Here is a 17,285-nt window from a genome sequence, read left to right as displayed (position 1 = left end):
TCACATCCGCCGCACGTCGACCTTTTGCCAGAGTGGGCGCGCCCAATCTTCGGTTTCCATAAAGGCAACATCGCTTGCGTCCCGACCCGAGCCGATCACCACCATGTCGGCGGCGTGGCTCATGCCGGTGGCATCGACAAGGTGCCACGCCCCCTCAAGCCACACCTCGGCCACCGCGTGAAAATCCGGCGGGTCCACGTCAGCCCCATAGACCGAGGTGTAGCGCGCCGGAATATTGCCCGCGCGTGCCAGGCTGCAGACGAGGTGGGCGTAGTCACGGCACACGCCCCGGCGGGCGACGAAACTGTCCACCGCTGAAGTTGTGGCACTGGATGAGCCGGGCACATAGCTGATCTCGGACCGGGCCCAGTCCATAATCGCCGCAATACGCGCGCCACCGTCCAACCCGCGAAACTGCTGCGCCGCAAATTCGGTCAAGAGATCGGATTGGCAAAACCTAGAGGGACGCAGGTAGCTGACCACGTCGCCGGGCAGGTCGCGCATCGGCGTGCCTGCAAGCCGCTCTAACGCTGCCCCCGCGCGCGTCACCTCTACCAAGGCCCGATACCGCAGCTTCATCCGGTCGCTGGTCACATGCGCCCAAACCCGCCGCCCCGGCATACCCTCGACATCGATCCAACGCAGATCGGCACCCTCAACCTCGAGCTTGCTTTCGATCACGACTTGCCCATCGGTCTGGGCCGCCTCCAGCGTCAGGAGCACGGTGTCATGCCCTGTCAGTTGATAATCCATGGTCACGTCGATGTTCAGGCGCATAGGCTCTCTATCGTGGTCAAAGGGTTTGGGCATGGGCGGCAGGGCACGCGGCCCACGTCAGCATCAGCCGCGCCGCATCGCTTGAAACGCCGCCGACGCGCCCCAGCCTGCTGCGATGGCAATGGCCAGTGACATCAGGCCATAGACCAGCGGTTGCTGACGCGACAGGGTGTAGAGCCAGCGTTCCAACCCCACTTTCTGGACGTCGATCACTGTCTCAAGTTGTGACACCACGCGCCCCTCTCGGGTCAGGAATATCCGGGTCAGATACTCACCTTCGGTCAGATTGGCCGGGAGTTGGATCGCGCCGCGAAAGAGCGTTTCTTGATCCAGCACCACAGCGCCTTCGCGCATGGCATAGGCCCCTTGATCACGCCGGATGCGGATCAGGGCGTCCGTGAACCGCTCGGCATCCTCGGCCATGCTGGCCGCACCAACGGATCGGATCGCACGCGGGATCGACACGCGATGCCGCAAATCCTCGGTATCGGACATGACCTTGTCCAGCGGGCCCGTCGTTGCCACGGCATAAAAACTGGGCGCAGAATCAAGAACAACCACATCGGTATTGACCCAGATTCCAAAGCGACGGTCCTTGCGCCGCACGGTGACGGGCTCTGACGGCCCTGCGACGGCGATCACGACATCCAGCGGAACATCGGGAATCGGCTCTTCCCGCTTGACCGCGCCAAAGATCAGGATCTCGGAACCCTCAAAGGTAGCGGTGATGGCGACCTTGTCCTTGCTCAAGCCCAATACAACCTCTTCGGCGCGGAGTGGCAGGGCGGCAAAGCAAAGCAAGAGCACCAGACGCCAGAGCATCATGCGCCCTCGCCCGCACCAAGCGAGTAGAGTTCCGATGGCGTGATCAAGAGATCCAAGGCCAGCTTGCCACAGACCGCGAGAACCATGATCGCAAGGAGGATGCGCAATTGCTCGGCCTTCATCCGGGTACCGATCGACGTGCCAAACTGCGCGCCGATCACGCCCCCCACCAGCAAGAGCACAGCGAGTGCAATATCCACCGTGTAATTGGTCGTCGCATGCAGGAGCGTGGTAAAGGCCGTCACGAATATGATCTGAAAGAGCGAGGTGCCCACGACCACTTTGGTCGGCATTCCCAGGATATAGATCATCGCGGGCACCATGATGAACCCGCCACCGACACCCATGATCGCGGCCAGAACACCCACGCTGGTCCCCACCAGAAGCGGCGGGATCACCGAGATATAGAGGCCGCTGGTCCGAAACCGCATCTTGAACGGCAGGCGATGCACCCAGCCGTGCTTCTTGCGCTTGGGGGGCACACCGCGCCGGGTGTTGCGGATGGCGCGCAGGCTCTCGAAAAACATCATGCCGCCGATGACGCCCAGAAAGACCACATAGCACAGAGTGACCAGCAGATCGACCTGGCCCAATGACTTGAGATAGTTGAACACCATCACCCCGAGGGCGGCCCCGATAAGGCCGCCTATGAGCAGCACTGTTCCCATCTCGAGATCTACAGTCTTGCGCCTGAAATGTGCCAGCACAGCAGAAAAGGAGGCGGCCATGATCTGATTGGCCCCCGTGGCCACCGCAACAGCAGGCGGGATACCGACAAGAAACAGAAGTGGCGTGAGAATGAAACCTCCGCCCACCCCGAACATGCCCGAGAGAATCCCCACAAGACCGCCCAGCCCCAAAAGGAGAAAGGCGTTGACCGACACCTCGGCTATGGGGAGGTAAATCTGCATGGCAATTCCTAGCCCCATGTCCAGTCGCTTTGCAAGGGCGGGGGGCGTGCAGAGCCGTGCAGGTCTGATGATTTTCTTACAACTGGACCTATCGAAGGGCCATTCCCATCAGTCCAGCGTCTTGCTCAGGATCAGGGCAGCGACCTTGGGCCCTTGGTTGCGGGCATAATATCCGGCACGGCGCGCGGTTTCCCGATAGCCTGCGGCGCGATAGAGCGCCAATGCGGGAGCATTGTCCTCGGCCACCTCAAGTAAGGCCGTGATTGCGCCGCGTGCCCGCGCGCGTGCCTCGAAGGCGCTCAGACAGACCCGCGCCAGACCTTTGCGCCGATGATCGGGGTCTGTGGCGAGTGTCAGCACTTCGGCCTCATCCGCGATCACGCGGGCCAACAAAAAGGCCCGCGCGTCGCCCAAGACGAAAACGAAGGCACTGTCCAGAAGCGTCGCGAATTCCTCGGCGGACCAGGCGCGGCCCGAATTGGCAAAGGCGCGGGCGTGGCAGGTAGAGAGGGTCTCAGGCGTCATCAAGAACCACTGGCGGCAAATCGCGCGCGGGGGCGGCATCGGCGGGGCGCACATAAAGCGGCGCAGGCGGCGGGCTTTCCTGCGGTGCCTGAACGGCCAGACGCGCCATCAGTTCAGCCAGGTGGGCGGGATCGGGCGGCAGGACAGGATCGGCGACAGTGGCGATCTCCACCAGTTCCGGCGCATCCTTGCCGGTCTGAATATAGGCCATGTCACGAGGCGCTGGCACGCAGGGCGTCCCCGCACGCCCCTGCGCGCGGATTGCGTCAAGCGTGCTGATTCCGATTGTCGGAATCCCAAGGCTGAGGGCCAGTCCCCGTGCGGTCGCCACGGAAATTCGAATGCCAGTGAAATTTCCGGGGCCGACGCCCACACCAATGCGGTCAAGGTCGGACCATGTGATCCCGGCCTGTTCCAGAATCTCCTGCAACAGAGGCATGAGGCGTTCGGCCTGTCCGCGCCCCATCACTTCGGTACGCGCAACCAAGACCTGATTCCCCCGCAACAAAGCGGCCGCGCAATGCGCGGCCGATGTGTCAAACGCCAGTATCAGTGGTTCAGAGACCAACAGGACGCACCTCTGTCACCTCGGGGATGTAGTGGCGCAGCAGATTCTCGATCCCCATCTTGAGCGTGATGGTCGAAGACGGACAGCCCGCGCAAGCACCCTGCATGTGAAGATAGACGACGCCGCGGTCAAAGCCGTGAAAGGTAATGTCGCCCCCATCCTGCGCCACGGCCGGGCGCACGCGGGTGTCGAGCAATTCCTTGATCTGGTTCACGATCACAGAATCCTCGCCGGTGTGTTCGGCATGACCCGACGCACCGCCGCCCTCGCCCAGCATGACCGGCTGACCGGACTGGTAATGTTCCATGATCGCACCCAGAATAGCGGGTTTGATATGGTCCCATTCGATCGCTTCACCCTTGGTCACGGTCACGAAATCATTGCCGAAAAACACACCAGACACGCCCGGCACGCGGAAAATACGCTCAGCCAACGGGGAGCTACCGGATTTCTCGGCACTCGGGAAATCTGCGGTGCCAGCCTCGAGCACGGTCTGACCGGGCAGGAATTTCAGTGTCGCGGGATTGGGTGTGGATTCGGTCTGGATGAACATGGCGCGCCCTTTCGTGGTTGCCCAAGATATGCGCCCGACGCCCTGTACTGTCAAGGATTGGAACGATTCTAAACTGAGGCTCGCCGGCCTCAGGTTATGGCCTCGAGCCGTTCCTTGGTGAGATCGCCGGGCACGATAGTGATCGGAATCGGCAATGTGCCGGCGGTCTTGGTCAGCTGCGTGACCAGCGGGCCCGGCCCCTTCTTGCCAGCGGCAGCCCCCAGAACCAGCACGCCGATCGCCGGATCATCCTGGACCTGCGCGATGATCTCGACCGCCGGATCACCTTCGCGGATCACCAGCTCCGGGTTGATCCCCTGCTTGTCGCGCATCCATTTGGCAAAGACCTCGAAATGCGCCTCGATCCGCTCGCGCTGTTCCTCGCGCATAAGGTCACCCACCCCGATCCAGTGGTTGAATTCCTCGGGCGGGATCACCGCGAGGATTTCTACCCCGGCCCCGGTGTGGGCGGCGCGCATCGCGGCAAAGCGCATCGCATTGAGACATTCGCGGCTGTCATCCAGCACGACGAGAAACTTGCGCATCGGTCTATCTCCTCAGGCGCGCATCATGCCGTGGATTTTTCTTGGGGGCAATCGCAGAGTCGGGGGGCTCTGCACCTCGCCCGTCGGGGGTATTCGAGGTCATATGAAACCGAGGAAGGATCAGTCGAAAGTGCCCGCAACGCGCCCCAAAAGCATAAAGGCGCGGGCGGTGCGGGTTTCGGAAAGCTCCGAAATTTCGGCATCACTCGCGGTCTCGGCAAACTGGGTAAACATCTTGTCAAAGCGACGCAGGAAATGATGCGCCGCATCGCGAAAGATCATGTCCTGCTTCATTCGGGCTGCCGTCAACGCCAGAGACGAGCGGTCGCGGATACCGCCCAAGGCGGCGATGGTGCGACCACGCTCTCCCCCGGCAAAGCGGCGCCATACCTCGGGGCGGGCCATATCGGGGCGCAGATCGTCCATATAGATGCCATCATGTGACATCAACGTCAGGATATCCTGCGAGGCGCGGATCAATTGAGCGGTGGGCCGATCCTTGAGCGCGCGACGCAGAGCGGCAAAGCCGACCTTGTCCTCGGGGTTGTCGGGGAAATTCAGAGCGCGAATAAAATCAGCGCGCTCGAGCGGGGCCTGAATATCCTCGGCAGAGGTACCAAGCGGCAGCGACACCTGATCGCCGGGGTCGCTGGGCGAGGGGACCGGGGCCAGTATCGGGCGCGGTTCGGGCATGCCCGCGCGGATCGAGGAAAACGTCGCCAATGCCGTTTCGGTTTTGCGTTGAGCGGCGGCGATTTCGTCGAGCTTTTGGCTGACAGTCTTGTCCACGGCCTGACCAATCGTCTGGCTCTGAGCTAGATAGGCCGCGCGGATTGCGTCAATGGCCGCGCGCAGGCGGCGGCTCTCCTCGCGCATCACGCGGCTGGTGCGGGCGGCAGTCGCCCCAACCCAAATCATCGCCACAGGCATGAAGACCGCAATCAAAACGATGACGAATTGCAGCGCGCCGCCGCCAGTTTCCTCTCGTGGGGTAAGAACCAGAAAAAACACCGCTGAGCCCAAAAGCCACAGCGCAGAAAGAGCCACCGCAATCCATTCGATCGAGGTGACTCCTTCGGCTTCGGATTTTGAGTCAAACCCCTTGGCGGGGCTATTTTCGGTGCGGGCTGGGCGCATGATAGGGTGCCTGATCAGATATAGGCGACCTTTATCACCTCATAGCCGCGATCACCACCGGGCGTTCGCACTTCGACGCTATCGCCCTCTTCTTTGCCGATGAGCGCCCGGGCAATCGGCGATTTTATGTTCAAAAGCCCTTTTTCGATGCTGGCCTCATGCTCGCCCACGATCTGATAGGTGCGTTCTTCGCCTGAGTCCTCGTCCACCAGCGTCACGGTTGCGCCGAACTTGATCGGGCCCGACAGCTTGGCCGGGTCGATCACCTCGGCAAGGCTCAGGATACCCTCGAGTTCCTTGATCCGGCCTTCGATGAAGGACTGTTTCTCCTTGGCGGAATGATACTCGGCATTCTCGCTCAGGTCACCATGCTCGCGCGCCTCGGCAATCGCACGGATGATCGCCGGTCGCTCGACCGATTTCAGCTGCTTCAACTCGACCTCAAGCGCGGCATGGCCGCCAGCCGTCATCGGTATCTTTTCCATATCAACCGTCCATTGTCAGAAGCGGGGCCGCTGGATAGCAGGCCCCGTCACATCACATCTCGAATTTCGAAGCAGATTGCCCGAAGCGCGCGCCCGATTGCAAGAGCGGATCGCGGAGCGCGCGAGATTAGGCCGCTGTCGCGTGACAAATTGCCGTTTTCCAATTGGTTTTACGTCGTGTTTCAATTGACGCTTGACACATGCGCAGGCTAGTCACACTCGCAACTTTGTTGCGCGACAAGCCTTGATAGCCGCGCCCCGGGAAAAGGATGAGGACGATGACCGAGACAACACGCGAGACGATGGAATATGACGTTGTGATCGTGGGCGCGGGCCCGGCCGGTCTCTCGGCGGCGATCCGCCTCAAGCAGCTTGATCCCGATTGCGCCGTTGTGGTGCTTGAAAAGGGGTCAGAGGTGGGGGCGCATATCCTGTCCGGCGCGGTGCTGGATCCCTGCGGTCTTGATGCGCTGATCCCGGATTGGAAAGAGCGCGGCGCGCCGCTCAACACGCCGGTGACCGAGGACAACTTTTACATGCTGGGCGAGGCGGGCAAGATCCGGGTGCCGAATTTGCCGATGCCCCCCCTGATGAACAACCACGGCAATTACATCGTCTCGATGGGCAATGTCTGTCGCTGGATGGCCGAACAGGCCGAGGAACTGGGCGTCGAGATCTTCCCGGGCATGTCCTGTTCGGAGCTGGTTTATGGCGAGCACGGCGAGGTCAAGGGCGTCGTGGCTGGCGAGTTCGGCAAGAACGAAGACGGCACCCCCGGTCCGAATTACGAGCCGGGGATGGAATTGCACGGCAAATACGTGTTCCTGAGCGAGGGGGTGCGCGGTTCGCTCGCAAAAGAGGTCATCGCCAAATACGATCTCTCCAAGGGCAAGGAGCCGCAGAAATTCGGCCTCGGCATGAAGGAGATCTGGGAGATCGACCCCGCCAAGCATCGTCCCGGCACAGTCACGCATACGATGGGCTGGCCGCTTGGCAGCAACGCCGGTGGCGGATCGTTCATCTATCACCTTGAGAACAATCAGGTCTATGTGGGTTTCGTGGTGCATCTGAACTACAAAAACCCCTACCTTTTCCCCTATATGGAATTCCAGCGGTTCAAGCATCATCCGATGGTGGCCGATCTGCTCAAGGGCGGCAAGCGCGTGGCCTACGGCGCGCGCGCGATTTCCGAAGGCGGATATCAGTCGATGCCCAAGATGGTTGCTCCGGGCGTGGCGCTCTTGGGATGTTCGGTGGGCATGGTCAACGTGCCGCGGATCAAGGGCAACCACAACGCCATGCTCTCGGGCAAGGCCGCGGCAGAGGCGGCGCATGCGGCGCTGGCCGCAGGGCGCGCCAGCGATGAGTTGAGCGACTACGAGACCGAGGTGCGCAGCGGTGCGATCGGCAAGGACCTGAAAAAGGTGCGCAACGTCAAACCGCTCTGGTCGAAATATGGCCTTCTTGCCTCGCTCGGCCTTGGTGGGTTCGATATGTGGACCAACACCATCGGGTTCAGCCTGCTGGGCACGCTGAGCCATGGCAAGACCGATGCCGCCGCGACCGAACCGGCAGCGAAACACAAGCCCATCGACTATCCCAAACCCGATGGAAAGCTGAGCTTTGACCGGCTGACCAATGTCAGCTTCTCGATGACCAATCACGAGGAAAGTCAGCCCGCGCACCTGCACTTGAAAGATTCATCGGTGCCGATTGGCGTGAACCTGCCGAAATATGACGAACCCGCGCAGCGCTATTGCCCGGCGGGCGTTTATGAGGTGGTTCGCGAAGAGGGCAAGGACCCGCGTTTCGTCATCAACTTTCAGAACTGCGTGCATTGCAAGACCTGCGATATCAAGGACCCGAGCCAGAACATCAACTGGGTCACGCCGCAGGGTGGGGATGGGCCAAACTATCCCAATATGTAAGCAGAACGTGATGTTCGGGAATGCGGCGTGGCAATTGTGCCGCGCCGCATTGCCTTGGGGGGGCGGGCATATTACGTTTGCATCGAACCGGACCATAAAAGGCAGGACAGCGTGACCTATCGACCCCTTACGGCGCTTGCATTCACCGCCCTTTTGCAGGTCATGCCCCTGCCCCTCATGGCAGAGCCATCCGCCGGGGCCTATCTTGCAGCGCAACAGGCACGCGCGACGGGCGATTTTTCCGCCGCCGCCCAGTATTATGCGCAGGCACTCACCCGTGATCCATCCAATCCGGCGCTGCTTGAGAATGCGACTGTGGCCTATCTTGCCTTGGGCAAGCTGGAGCCCGCCGTTGCCGTCGCACGCAAAATCGAGGCGGACGGGCTGCGAAGCCAGGTAAGCCAGATGGCGCTTGTTGCCGACGAGACGCGAAAAGGGCAATGGGATGCGCTCTTGAAACGGATCGAAGAGAAGCGTGGCGTTGGCGATCTTGCGGATGGGATGATTTCGGCATGGGCCGATCTGGGCAAGGGCGACATGACATCGGCGCTGTCGCGATTCGATGCCGTGGCGCAAGAGCGCGGACTGCGCAGCTTTGCAATTTACCACAAAGCTTTGGCGCTGGCTTCGGTTGGGGATTTCGAAGGCGCGGACAAAGTGTTCAGCGGCGAGGATGACGGACCCATTCAGCGCACACGGCGCGGTGTTATCGGCTGGTCACAGGTTCTGAGCCAACTGGGAGAACACGGGCGCGCCGTCACCATTATCGACGATACATTTGGCACCGATCTCGATCCCGAGATTGAAACCCTCCGCGCACGGCTTGCGGCGGGAGAGAGCGTGCCATTCGATCTGGTCAACAGCGCGTCGGACGGGGTTGCCGAAGTATTTTTCTCGCTCGGTCGCGCGCTCATGCAAGAGGCCAATGACGAATATGTCCTGATCTATGCCCGTGTGGCAGAGATGATCAAGCCTGCCCATGTCGATGCGGTGTTGATGGCCGCTGGCCTATTAGAGGATCTGGAGCGGTTCGATCTGGCCATTGAAGCCTATAAAAAAGTGCCGCGCGATCATCCCTCGTATCATCTGGCGGAACTCGGGCGCAGCGACGTGTTGCGCCGCGCAGGCAAACCGGACGCGGCCATCGAAGTGCTGGAGCAATTGGCGCGAGACTATCCCAACCTAGCGGAGGTGCATGTTGCGGTTGGCGACCTCTACCGGTCACAAGAGAACTTTGCTGCTGCGGTGCCAGCCTATGACCAAGCGCTCGATCTCTATCAGGCGCGGGGCAACGATCAGTGGTTCGTGCGTTATGCCCGCGCCATCAGCCACGAGCGGCTGGACAACTGGCCCGAGGCCGAAGCCGATTTTCGTCGTGCATTGGAATTGAACCCGGATCATCCGCAGGTATTGAATTATCTCGGCTACACGATGGTGGAAAAGCAGATCAATCTAGATGAGGCGTTGAACATGATCGAGCGCGCCGTCGCGGCACAGCCCGACAGCGGCTATATCGTCGATAGTCTGGGATGGGTGCTCTATCGTCTTGGACGCTATGAAGAGGCCATCGTGCAGATGGAGCGCGCCGCCGAGTTGATGCCGACCGATCCGGTGGTCAATGACCATCTTGGAGATGTTCTCTGGGCTGTGGGCCGCAAGGTAGAGGCGCGGTTTCAGTGGAAACGCGCATTGTCCCTGAATGAAAGCGAACCCTCGCCCGACCTGGAGCCAGAGCGCGTGCGCCGCAAGCTGGAAGTCGGGCTGGATCAGGTGCTGAAGGACGAAGGCGCGGAGCCGCTGAAACTTGTCAAAGATGGCAACTGACGGATTCGCCCCCGCCAAGATAAACATATCATTGCATGTCACCGGGCGTCGGCCGGATGGCTACCACCTGCTTGATTCCCTGGTGGTCTTTGCCGATATGGGCGACCGCCTGCGCCTGCGACTTGCGCCCGAACCTCTGCTAAGCGTGACCGGTCCGATGGCCGAGGGTGTGCCGACGGGCGCTGACAACCTTGTGCTGCGGGCGGCTGCACTGATGGGGATCACCGCGGATATAACGCTCGAAAAGTATCTGCCAGCCGCGGCGGGCATTGGCGGCGGGTCCAGCGATGCGGCGGCCTGCCTGCGCGCGCTCTCGGAGATGTGCCGTCTGCCGGTGCCAAGCGATGTCTCGGCGCTTGGGGCCGATGTGCCGGTTTGCCTGATTGCACGCGCCGCGCGGATGCGTGGGATTGGCGAGGAGGTCGTGCCGTTGGACGGCTTGCCCACGCTTGATGCCGTGCTGGTCAATCCCGGTGTGCCGGTCTCGACGCCAGCGATCTTTCGCAGGCTTACACAGCGCGCCAATCCGGCGATGCCTGCGCAATTGCCCAAATGGCCTGACGCCACCGCTCTGATCAACTGGCTGGGCGCGCAACGCAACGACCTGCAAGATGCGGCTATTGCCGAAGCGCCGGTAGTGGCCAATGTCCTGCAAGAGATTGCATCGACGCGGCACTGTGCCCTTGCGCGGATGTCCGGATCAGGAGCCACCTGTTTCGGGCTCTATCCCGATACCGCGACCGCCACGCGCGCTGCACAATCGCTGAGTGCCGCACACCCCGGTTGGTGGGTGCAGGCCACGCGGCTTAGCTGATCCGCGCCACCACATAGCCAGCAAGCGCATCAAGCATGCGCCGCACCGGATGATCCGGCAACACGGAAATCGCGCTGCGCGCACGTGCGGCCCATTCCAGCGCTTCGGCGCGGGTTTGCTCCAGGGCCCCCTGTGATCGCATCAGCGTCAAGGCATGCTCCAGATCGCCCTCTTGTTGATCGCCCTTTTCGATGGTGCGTTTCCAGAAAGCGCGCTCTTCGGCATTGGCTGCTGCCACCGCCTTGATCACCGGCAGGGTCAGTTTGCGCTCACGGAAATCATCACCGACGTTCTTGCCGGTGGATTTGACGTCGCCCTGATAATCAAGCAGGTCATCGACGATCTGAAAGGCGATCCCGAGCGCATCGCCATACTCGAAGAGCGCCTTGACGTGATCCTCTGGCGCGCCCGCAATCACGCCCCCCACTTCGGTCGCGGCAGAAAAGAGCGCCGCTGTCTTGCCGCGCACCACTTGGAGGTAGATTTCCTCGGTCGTTGCTAGGTCCTGCGCCGCGCTCAGTTGCAGCACCTCGCCCTCGGCAATCGTAGCCGAAGCGTTGGAGAGAATGTCGAGAACCCGGAGTGATCCGGGCTCGACCATCAACTGAAAAGCACGGGCGAAAAGATAGTCGCCGACCAGAACGCTGGATTTATTGTCCCAAAGCAGGTTGGCGGTGGGGCGCCCGCGCCGCTGAGCGCTCTCATCCACCACGTCATCATGCAGAAGCGTGGCCGTGTGAATGAACTCAACCGTCGCCGCCAGATGCACGTCGAAAGGACCATCGTAACCGCACAGATCCGCTGCCGCGAGAACCAGCATGGGGCGCAGGCGCTTGCCCCCTGCCTCGACCAGATGCGCGGTCACTTGCGGGATGCGCGGTGCATGGCGGGACGCCATCCGCTCGCGGATCAAGAGATTGACCGCATCCATCCTGACCGCAAGATGCGCGGCCAATTGTTCGTGCGGTTTCGTGGCGATTTCATCCAATCCCATAAGTCCCCCGTCAACATGGCTCGACATAGTGCGCGCCCTGCTCTTATCTATGGCCCATGAAACAACTTTTGCGAACCAATGACATTGCGTCCATCGCCTTTGCTCAGGCTCTTCTTCAGGGCGAGGGTATAGACTGCTTTGAAATGGACGTAAACATGAGCATCCTTGAGGGTTCGATCGGGGTCTTTCCAAGGCGCCTGATGGTCGCCAACGAGGATTATGAGGACGCGCGGATCACGCTCATCGACAATGGGTTCTCGCTTGAGGACTGAGCCTTTTGCCGAGGAAGACCTGAGCCACGACGCCTTTTTGGGGGGGCGACTGCGGATTGCGCAACCAAAGACGGGCTATCGCGCCGGAATTGATCCGGTGCTGCTGGCAGCCAGCGTGCCAGCCCGGGCGGGTCAGAGCCTGCTTGATCTGGGGTGCGGATCGGGAATCGCCGCGCTTTGCGTTGCGGCGCGGGTGCCGGGCGTCGTGCTTGCGGGGCTGGAGATTCAGCCCGCCTATGTGGCCCTCGCACTCCGAAACTCTGCGGCCAACAGTCTGTCGCTCGAGGTAACAGAGGGCGACATTGCCGACATGCCCGCCGCCCTGCGCGCGAAGCAATTCGATCACGTGATCGCCAACCCTCCCTATTTCGACCGAAGCCACAGCACCGCCGCCGAGGATGCCGGCCGCGAGCGGGCGATGGGCGAGGCGCTACCGCTGGCGGACTGGGTGCGCGCCGCGGCCAGGCGCACGCGCGCAGGGGGCACCGTGACCTTCATTCAGAGGGCAGAGCGATTGCCGGATCTTCTGGCGGCGATGGCGGCACATCTGGGCAGCATCGAGATTCTGCCGCTGATACCGCGCCGGGGCCGTGCGGCGCGGCTGTTTCTGCTTCGGGGGCGCAAGAACGGACGCGCAGCACTACGACTGCACGATGGCTGGCTGCTGCACGCCGGCGAAAATCACGGGCAGGATGGAGAAGATTACACCTCCGCCACCTCGGATGTGCTCAGGAAGGCAGCAGCGCTGCCATTCCCTGCCTGATTTACTTAAAATGCCGCAGGCAAAGCGCCGCGCAGTTTGCAAGTGCAGCGTGACAGTATTGTAAAAATGTGGTGCACTTCCCATGTCGAATAGACACACCCACACCACAGAGGAGACTGCCCATGAGCTTGAGTTCGCATATCGAAGAACTGAAGAAGAAACATCTCGCGCTCTCGGAACAAGTGGAACGGGCGCAGCGCGCGCCGGGCAGCAGCACGCTAGAAATCGCGGAGCTGAAGAAGCAGAAACTCAAGATCAAGGAAGAAATCGAGCGCCTTTCTGTCAGCGCCTGACAGCGCCGGATATCTCATCACGGGTCTTGTCCGCTGGCTTGCGGACAAGGCCTTTTTCATGAGCTGCGGCATTGCGCGTCACATAACCACCCGGCAGGTAAGATTGATCCGCCCTCCCCCGCGCAAGAGGCTGGAACTGCCGGGTCTGATCCGGTCAATCCCGTGATAAACCAACCGCGCCGCACCCCCCATCACCACCACATCGCCAGACGCGAGCCAGAGAGAGTCGGTCTTGCCGCCACGTGTCAGATTTCCGATGCGAAAGAGCGCGTCATCCCCCAAAGAGACCGACAGCACCGGCCAACTGAAATCGACCTCGTCGCGATCCTGATGGAGACCCATGCGCGCCTCTGTCGTGTAATGATTGATCAAGCAACAATCGGGAAGGCGCGTTTCGCTAACCAAGGCACGCCAGATTGCTAGAACAGGCTCGGGAATCGGAGGCCAGGCCATACCGTCCGGATGGTGGCGAGCATAACGATACCTTTGCCCGTCACTGATCCAGCCATAGCGGCCCGCCGAGGTCATTCGCACACTCATCGCGCGGCCGGTGGGCGTCACGGGCTGAAAGAGCGGTGCTCGAGCCACGACATCGCGCAAAGCGGTAACAAGTGCCGCCTGTTCCCCAAGATCAAGCCACCCTTTGTAGATTGCGACATCCCGCAGAATCAGCGTGGGCTCTGACATCCTCTGTCTCCTTTTGTGCCGGACAGCACCAATTCGGACCAAATTCGAGGAATTGCCCCGCAGCCACCGCTTGCAGGGGCACAATCCCCTGCCTATATACGCCCGGAAACACTGGTCACGCTACGAGCAGACCTGTAATTCACCGGGGGCCGGATGCCGGAACGGGTCGGGCCTCTGTCACATCGCCTAAGTTAGAAGGGATCGAACAACATGGCCAAAGTTATTGGTATTGACCTCGGCACCACCAACAGCTGCGTCGCGATCATGGACGGCTCTCAGGCCCGCGTGATCGAAAACTCCGAAGGTGCGCGCACCACCCCCTCCATCGTCGCATTCACCGAGACAGAGCGTCTTGTGGGTCAGCCGGCCAAACGGCAGGCCGTGACCAATCCGGAAAACACGATCTTTGGTGTGAAGCGCCTTATCGGCCGTCGCGCTGACGACACCTATCTCGCCAAAGACAAGAAGAACATGCCGTTCACCGTGATTGACGGTGGTAACGGCGACGCTTGGGTTCAGGCACGCGGCGAGAAGTATAGCCCCTCGCAAATTTCCGCCTTCATCCTCGGCAAGATGAAAGAAACCGCCGAGAGCTATCTCGGCGAAGAGGTGACGCAGGCCGTCATCACCGTGCCCGCCTATTTCAACGACGCACAGCGTCAGGCCACCAAGGACGCCGGTAAAATCGCCGGTCTCGAAGTGCTGCGCATCATCAACGAACCGACGGCGGCTGCGTTGGCCTATGGTCTGGACAAGAAAGATACGCATACCATCGCCGTCTATGACCTTGGCGGCGGCACCTTTGACGTGACCATCCTCGAGATTGACGATGGTCTCTTTGAGGTGAAGTCCACCAATGGCGACACCTTCCTTGGCGGTGAAGACTTTGACATGCGGATCGTCAACTACCTCGCCGAGGAGTTCAAGAAAGAGCATGGCGTTGACCTGACCAAGGACAAGATGGCGCTTCAGCGCCTAAAGGAAGCGGCAGAAAAGGCCAAGATCGAGCTGTCCAGCTCTTCGCAGACGGAAATCAACCAGCCGTTCATATCGATGGGGTCGAACGGCCAGCCGCTGCACATGGTCGTCAAACTGACCCGCGCCAAGCTCGAAAGCCTGGTTGGGGATCTCATCACCGCCTCGCTCAAGCCCTGCAAGGCCGCGCTCAAGGATGCTGGCCTGACAGCGGCGGATATCGACGAGGTGGTCCTTGTTGGCGGTATGACCCGCATGCCGCGCGTGGTCGAGGAAGTGACCAAGTTCTTTGGCAAAGAGCCGCATAAGGGTGTGAACCCCGATGAGGTGGTTGCCATGGGTGCGGCCATTCAGGCCGGTGTGCTTCAGGGGGACGTCAAGGATGTGGTCCTGCTCGACGTGACGCCGCTGTCGCTCGGGATCGAGACCCTTGGCGGCGTGTTCACGCGCCTGATCGACCGCAACACGACCATTCCGACCAACAAGAGTCAGATCTTCTCGACAGCCGAGGACAACCAGTCGGCTGTGACGATCCGCGTGTTCCAGGGCGAGCGGGAAATGGCGGCGGACAACAAGATGCTGGGCCAGTTCAATCTGGAACACATCCCGCCCGCACCGCGCGGTATGCCCCAGATCGAGGTGACATTCGACATCGACGCCAACGGCATCGTGTCGGTGTCGGCCAAAGACAAGGGCACCAACAAGGAACAGAAGATCACGATTCAGGCGTCGGGCGGTCTGTCTGACGAAGACATCGAAAAGATGATCAAGGACGCCGAAGAGAATGCCGAGGCCGACAAGGCCCGTCGCGAGTTGGTCGAAGCCCGGAATCAGGCCGAAAGCCTTATCAACGCGACGGAAAAGTCGATCGAGGAGCATGGCGACAAGGTCGATCCGACCACGGTCGAGGCGATCGAACTGGCCATTGCCGCACTCAAGGACGAACTTGAGACCGACAATGTCGGCAAGATCAAATCTGGCATCCAGAACGTGGCCGAAGCGTCGATGAAGCTGGGAGAGGCGATCTACAAGTCAAGCCAGAGCGAGTCTGACGACGAGCCGCGTGCAGCCGATCGTGGCGGCGACGAGGATGATATCCTTGACGCCGATTTCGAGGATCTCGACGACAACAAGCGCGCCTGAGGCCCGTCTTGACCCACTGGGACCGATCCGGAATTGCACCGGACCGGTCCCGACAGGGTTATACCAAGGAGATCCCCGATGGCCAAACGTGACTATTACGAAGTGCTCGGGCTGTCCAAGGGCGCCTCGGCAGACGACATAAAGAAGGCCTATCGCAAGAAGGCCAAGGAACTGCATCCCGACCGCAACGCCGACAATCCCGACTCTGAACGCCAGTTCAAAGAGGCAGGAGAGGCGTATGACGTGCTCAAAGACCCCGACAAGAAAGCGGCTTATGATCGTTTCGGTCATGCGGCCTTTGAGGGCGGCATGGGCGGGGGTGGTGCGCGTCCGGGTGGCTTTGGCGGAGGCGCCGGCCAAGGTGATTTCGCCTCTGCTTTCTCGGATGTGTTCGATGACCTGTTCGGCGATTTCATGGGTGGCGGGCGTGGCGGCGGACGTCAACGCGCGGCCCGTGGTGCCGATCTACGCTATAACCTGCGTGTGACGCTGGAAGAGGCCTATGCCGGCCTGCAGAAGACGATCAAGGTACCCTCCGCCGTGCCCTGCGATGCCTGCGAGGGCTCCGGGGCCGAAGGTGGTGCACAGCCCAGCACTTGTCCCACCTGTTCGGGCATGGGCAAGGTGCGTGCGCAGCAGGGTTTCTTTACTGTTGAACGGACTTGTCCCACCTGTGGCGGTCTGGGACAGATCATCAAGAACCCTTGCAAAAGCTGTCAGGGTCAAGGCCGCGTGCAAAAGGATCGCGCGCTCTCGGTCAATATCCCGGCCGGGGTGGAAACCGGCACCCGTATCCGGCTTGCGGGTGAGGGCGAGGCAGGCATGCGCGGCGGTCCGTCAGGTGACCTTTATATCTTCATCGAAGTGGCCAAGCATGAGCTGTTCGAGCGCGAGGAAACCAACCTCTTTTGCCGCGTCCCTGTGTCGATGACCAAGGCGGCCCTAGGAGGCGATATCGAAGTGCCCACCATCGACGGGGGACGCAGCCGGGTCAAGATCCCGCCGGGATCGCAATCAGGTCGGCAGATGCGCCTGCGCGGCAAGGGGATGCCCGCGCTGCGTGGCGGGGCTCCTGGCGATATGTTCATCGAGATGGCGGTGGAAACGCCGGTCAACCTTACCGCGCGGCAAACCGAACTCTTGCGCGAGTTCGAGGCTCTGAGCGAGGATAACAGCCCCGAGAGCAAGAGCTTTTTCTCATCGGTCCGAAGTTTCTGGGACTCGATGAAGAGCTAAACCAAGCCCGGCCAGACATGGCCGGGTTTT

The 17,285-nt window shown here is 61.1% G+C and carries 19 protein-coding genes; 8 read left to right on the top strand and 11 right to left on the bottom strand.

Annotated elements, in window-relative coordinates:
• The 9 genes from ROSMUC_RS19790 to greA all read right to left on the bottom strand — a co-directional run bounded on the left by ROSMUC_RS19790 (position 1) and on the right by greA (position 6,326).
• Positions 1 to 777, bottom strand: coding sequence for a transglutaminase-like domain-containing protein (locus tag ROSMUC_RS19790; protein WP_037276569.1), 777 nt, complete (start codon positions 775 to 777; stop codon positions 1 to 3).
• 63 nt (positions 778 to 840) lie between these two features.
• Positions 841 to 1,599, bottom strand: a complete 759-nt coding sequence (locus ROSMUC_RS19785) for a TIGR02186 family protein (protein ID WP_206018491.1) — start codon at positions 1,597 to 1,599, stop codon at positions 841 to 843.
• On the bottom strand, positions 1,599 to 2,513 hold the full coding sequence (locus ROSMUC_RS19780; protein ID WP_037276565.1) for a sulfite exporter TauE/SafE family protein: 915 nt from the start codon (positions 2,511 to 2,513) through the stop codon (positions 1,599 to 1,601). The genes ROSMUC_RS19785 and ROSMUC_RS19780 overlap by 1 nt, the downstream gene beginning before the upstream one ends.
• A 108-nt stretch (positions 2,514 to 2,621) precedes the next feature.
• Complete coding sequence (locus ROSMUC_RS19775) at positions 2,622 to 3,038, bottom strand: GNAT family N-acetyltransferase (protein WP_037276562.1); 417 nt, start codon at positions 3,036 to 3,038, stop codon at positions 2,622 to 2,624.
• On the bottom strand, positions 3,028 to 3,606 hold the full coding sequence (tsaB, locus tag ROSMUC_RS19770) for a tRNA (adenosine(37)-N6)-threonylcarbamoyltransferase complex dimerization subunit type 1 TsaB (RefSeq protein WP_037276561.1): 579 nt from the start codon (positions 3,604 to 3,606) through the stop codon (positions 3,028 to 3,030). Before tsaB ends, ROSMUC_RS19775 begins: the two co-directional genes overlap by 11 nt.
• Positions 3,596 to 4,159, bottom strand: coding sequence for a NifU family protein (locus ROSMUC_RS19765; protein ID WP_037276559.1), 564 nt, complete (start codon positions 4,157 to 4,159; stop codon positions 3,596 to 3,598). The genes tsaB and ROSMUC_RS19765 overlap by 11 nt, the downstream gene beginning before the upstream one ends.
• Before the next feature lie 89 nt (positions 4,160 to 4,248).
• A complete protein-coding gene (locus ROSMUC_RS19760; protein ID WP_037276558.1) occupies positions 4,249 to 4,704 on the bottom strand; it encodes a universal stress protein in 456 nt (151 codons plus the stop codon).
• Between the two features lie 120 nt (positions 4,705 to 4,824).
• Positions 4,825 to 5,841: a hypothetical protein gene (locus tag ROSMUC_RS19755; protein ID WP_037276556.1), complete on the bottom strand. Its 1,017-nt coding sequence runs from the start codon at positions 5,839 to 5,841 to the stop codon at positions 4,825 to 4,827.
• A 14-nt stretch (positions 5,842 to 5,855) separates the two neighbouring features.
• On the bottom strand, positions 5,856 to 6,326 hold the full coding sequence (gene greA / locus ROSMUC_RS19750) for a transcription elongation factor GreA (protein ID WP_008281312.1): 471 nt from the start codon (positions 6,324 to 6,326) through the stop codon (positions 5,856 to 5,858).
• Between the two features lie 278 nt (positions 6,327 to 6,604).
• On the opposite strand from greA, the gene ROSMUC_RS19745 reads away from it, so the two are divergent.
• Genes ROSMUC_RS19745 through ROSMUC_RS19735 form a run of 3 tightly spaced genes read left to right on the top strand, consistent with a single transcriptional unit; the run spans position 6,605 to position 10,892 of the window.
• On the top strand, positions 6,605 to 8,254 hold the full coding sequence (locus tag ROSMUC_RS19745) for an electron transfer flavoprotein-ubiquinone oxidoreductase (RefSeq protein WP_037276555.1): 1,650 nt from the start codon (positions 6,605 to 6,607) through the stop codon (positions 8,252 to 8,254).
• 36 nt (positions 8,255 to 8,290) lie between these two features.
• Positions 8,291 to 10,078 carry a tetratricopeptide repeat protein gene (locus ROSMUC_RS19740; RefSeq protein ID WP_037276886.1) on the top strand — a complete coding sequence of 596 codons (1,788 nt, stop codon included), beginning with the start codon at positions 8,291 to 8,293 and terminating at the stop codon, positions 10,076 to 10,078.
• On the top strand, positions 10,068 to 10,892 hold the full coding sequence (locus ROSMUC_RS19735) for a 4-(cytidine 5'-diphospho)-2-C-methyl-D-erythritol kinase (protein ID WP_037276553.1): 825 nt from the start codon (positions 10,068 to 10,070) through the stop codon (positions 10,890 to 10,892). Before ROSMUC_RS19740 ends, ROSMUC_RS19735 begins: the two co-directional genes overlap by 11 nt.
• Here ROSMUC_RS19735 and ROSMUC_RS19730 read toward each other — a convergent pair.
• A complete protein-coding gene (locus ROSMUC_RS19730) occupies positions 10,885 to 11,886 on the bottom strand; it encodes a polyprenyl synthetase family protein (protein WP_037276550.1) in 1,002 nt (333 codons plus the stop codon). The two genes, ROSMUC_RS19735 and ROSMUC_RS19730, sit on opposite strands and share 8 nt — an antisense overlap.
• A gap of 56 nt (positions 11,887 to 11,942) precedes the next feature.
• On the opposite strand from ROSMUC_RS19730, the gene ROSMUC_RS19725 reads away from it, so the two are divergent.
• The 3 genes from ROSMUC_RS19725 to ROSMUC_RS19715 all read left to right on the top strand — a co-directional run bounded on the left by ROSMUC_RS19725 (position 11,943) and on the right by ROSMUC_RS19715 (position 13,214).
• The gene (locus ROSMUC_RS19725; protein WP_037276548.1) at positions 11,943 to 12,158 is read left to right on the top strand and encodes a putative signal transducing protein; all 216 of its coding nucleotides are present in this window, start codon (positions 11,943 to 11,945) and stop codon (positions 12,156 to 12,158) included.
• The gene (locus ROSMUC_RS19720) at positions 12,148 to 12,921 is read left to right on the top strand and encodes a tRNA1(Val) (adenine(37)-N6)-methyltransferase (protein WP_037276885.1); all 774 of its coding nucleotides are present in this window, start codon (positions 12,148 to 12,150) and stop codon (positions 12,919 to 12,921) included. Before ROSMUC_RS19725 ends, ROSMUC_RS19720 begins: the two co-directional genes overlap by 11 nt.
• A 122-nt stretch (positions 12,922 to 13,043) precedes the next feature.
• Positions 13,044 to 13,214 carry a YdcH family protein gene (locus ROSMUC_RS19715; RefSeq protein WP_075571776.1) on the top strand — a complete coding sequence of 57 codons (171 nt, stop codon included), beginning with the start codon at positions 13,044 to 13,046 and terminating at the stop codon, positions 13,212 to 13,214.
• 78 nt (positions 13,215 to 13,292) lie between these two features.
• Here ROSMUC_RS19715 and ROSMUC_RS19710 read toward each other — a convergent pair whose 3' ends face one another.
• Positions 13,293 to 13,901: an alpha-ketoglutarate-dependent dioxygenase AlkB family protein gene (locus ROSMUC_RS19710; protein WP_037276546.1), complete on the bottom strand. Its 609-nt coding sequence runs from the start codon at positions 13,899 to 13,901 to the stop codon at positions 13,293 to 13,295.
• Positions 13,902 to 14,111: 210 nt separating this feature from the next.
• Here ROSMUC_RS19710 and dnaK point away from each other — a divergent pair, with 210 nt between their 5' ends.
• Both dnaK and dnaJ read left to right on the top strand, forming a co-directional pair.
• Positions 14,112 to 16,019 carry a molecular chaperone DnaK gene (gene dnaK, locus ROSMUC_RS19705; protein WP_037276545.1) on the top strand — a complete coding sequence of 636 codons (1,908 nt, stop codon included), beginning with the start codon at positions 14,112 to 14,114 and terminating at the stop codon, positions 16,017 to 16,019.
• Between the two features lie 78 nt (positions 16,020 to 16,097).
• Positions 16,098 to 17,255, top strand: coding sequence for a molecular chaperone DnaJ (gene dnaJ / locus ROSMUC_RS19700; RefSeq protein ID WP_037276544.1), 1,158 nt, complete (start codon positions 16,098 to 16,100; stop codon positions 17,253 to 17,255).
• The last annotated feature ends 30 nt before the right edge of the window (positions 17,256 to 17,285 follow it).

The organism is Roseovarius mucosus DSM 17069 (assembly GCF_000768555.3).
GTDB lineage: Bacteria > Pseudomonadota > Alphaproteobacteria > Rhodobacterales > Rhodobacteraceae > Roseovarius > Roseovarius mucosus.
Note: the sequence above shows the minus strand (reverse complement) of the source record. Positions and strands in the feature narration are given on the sequence as shown.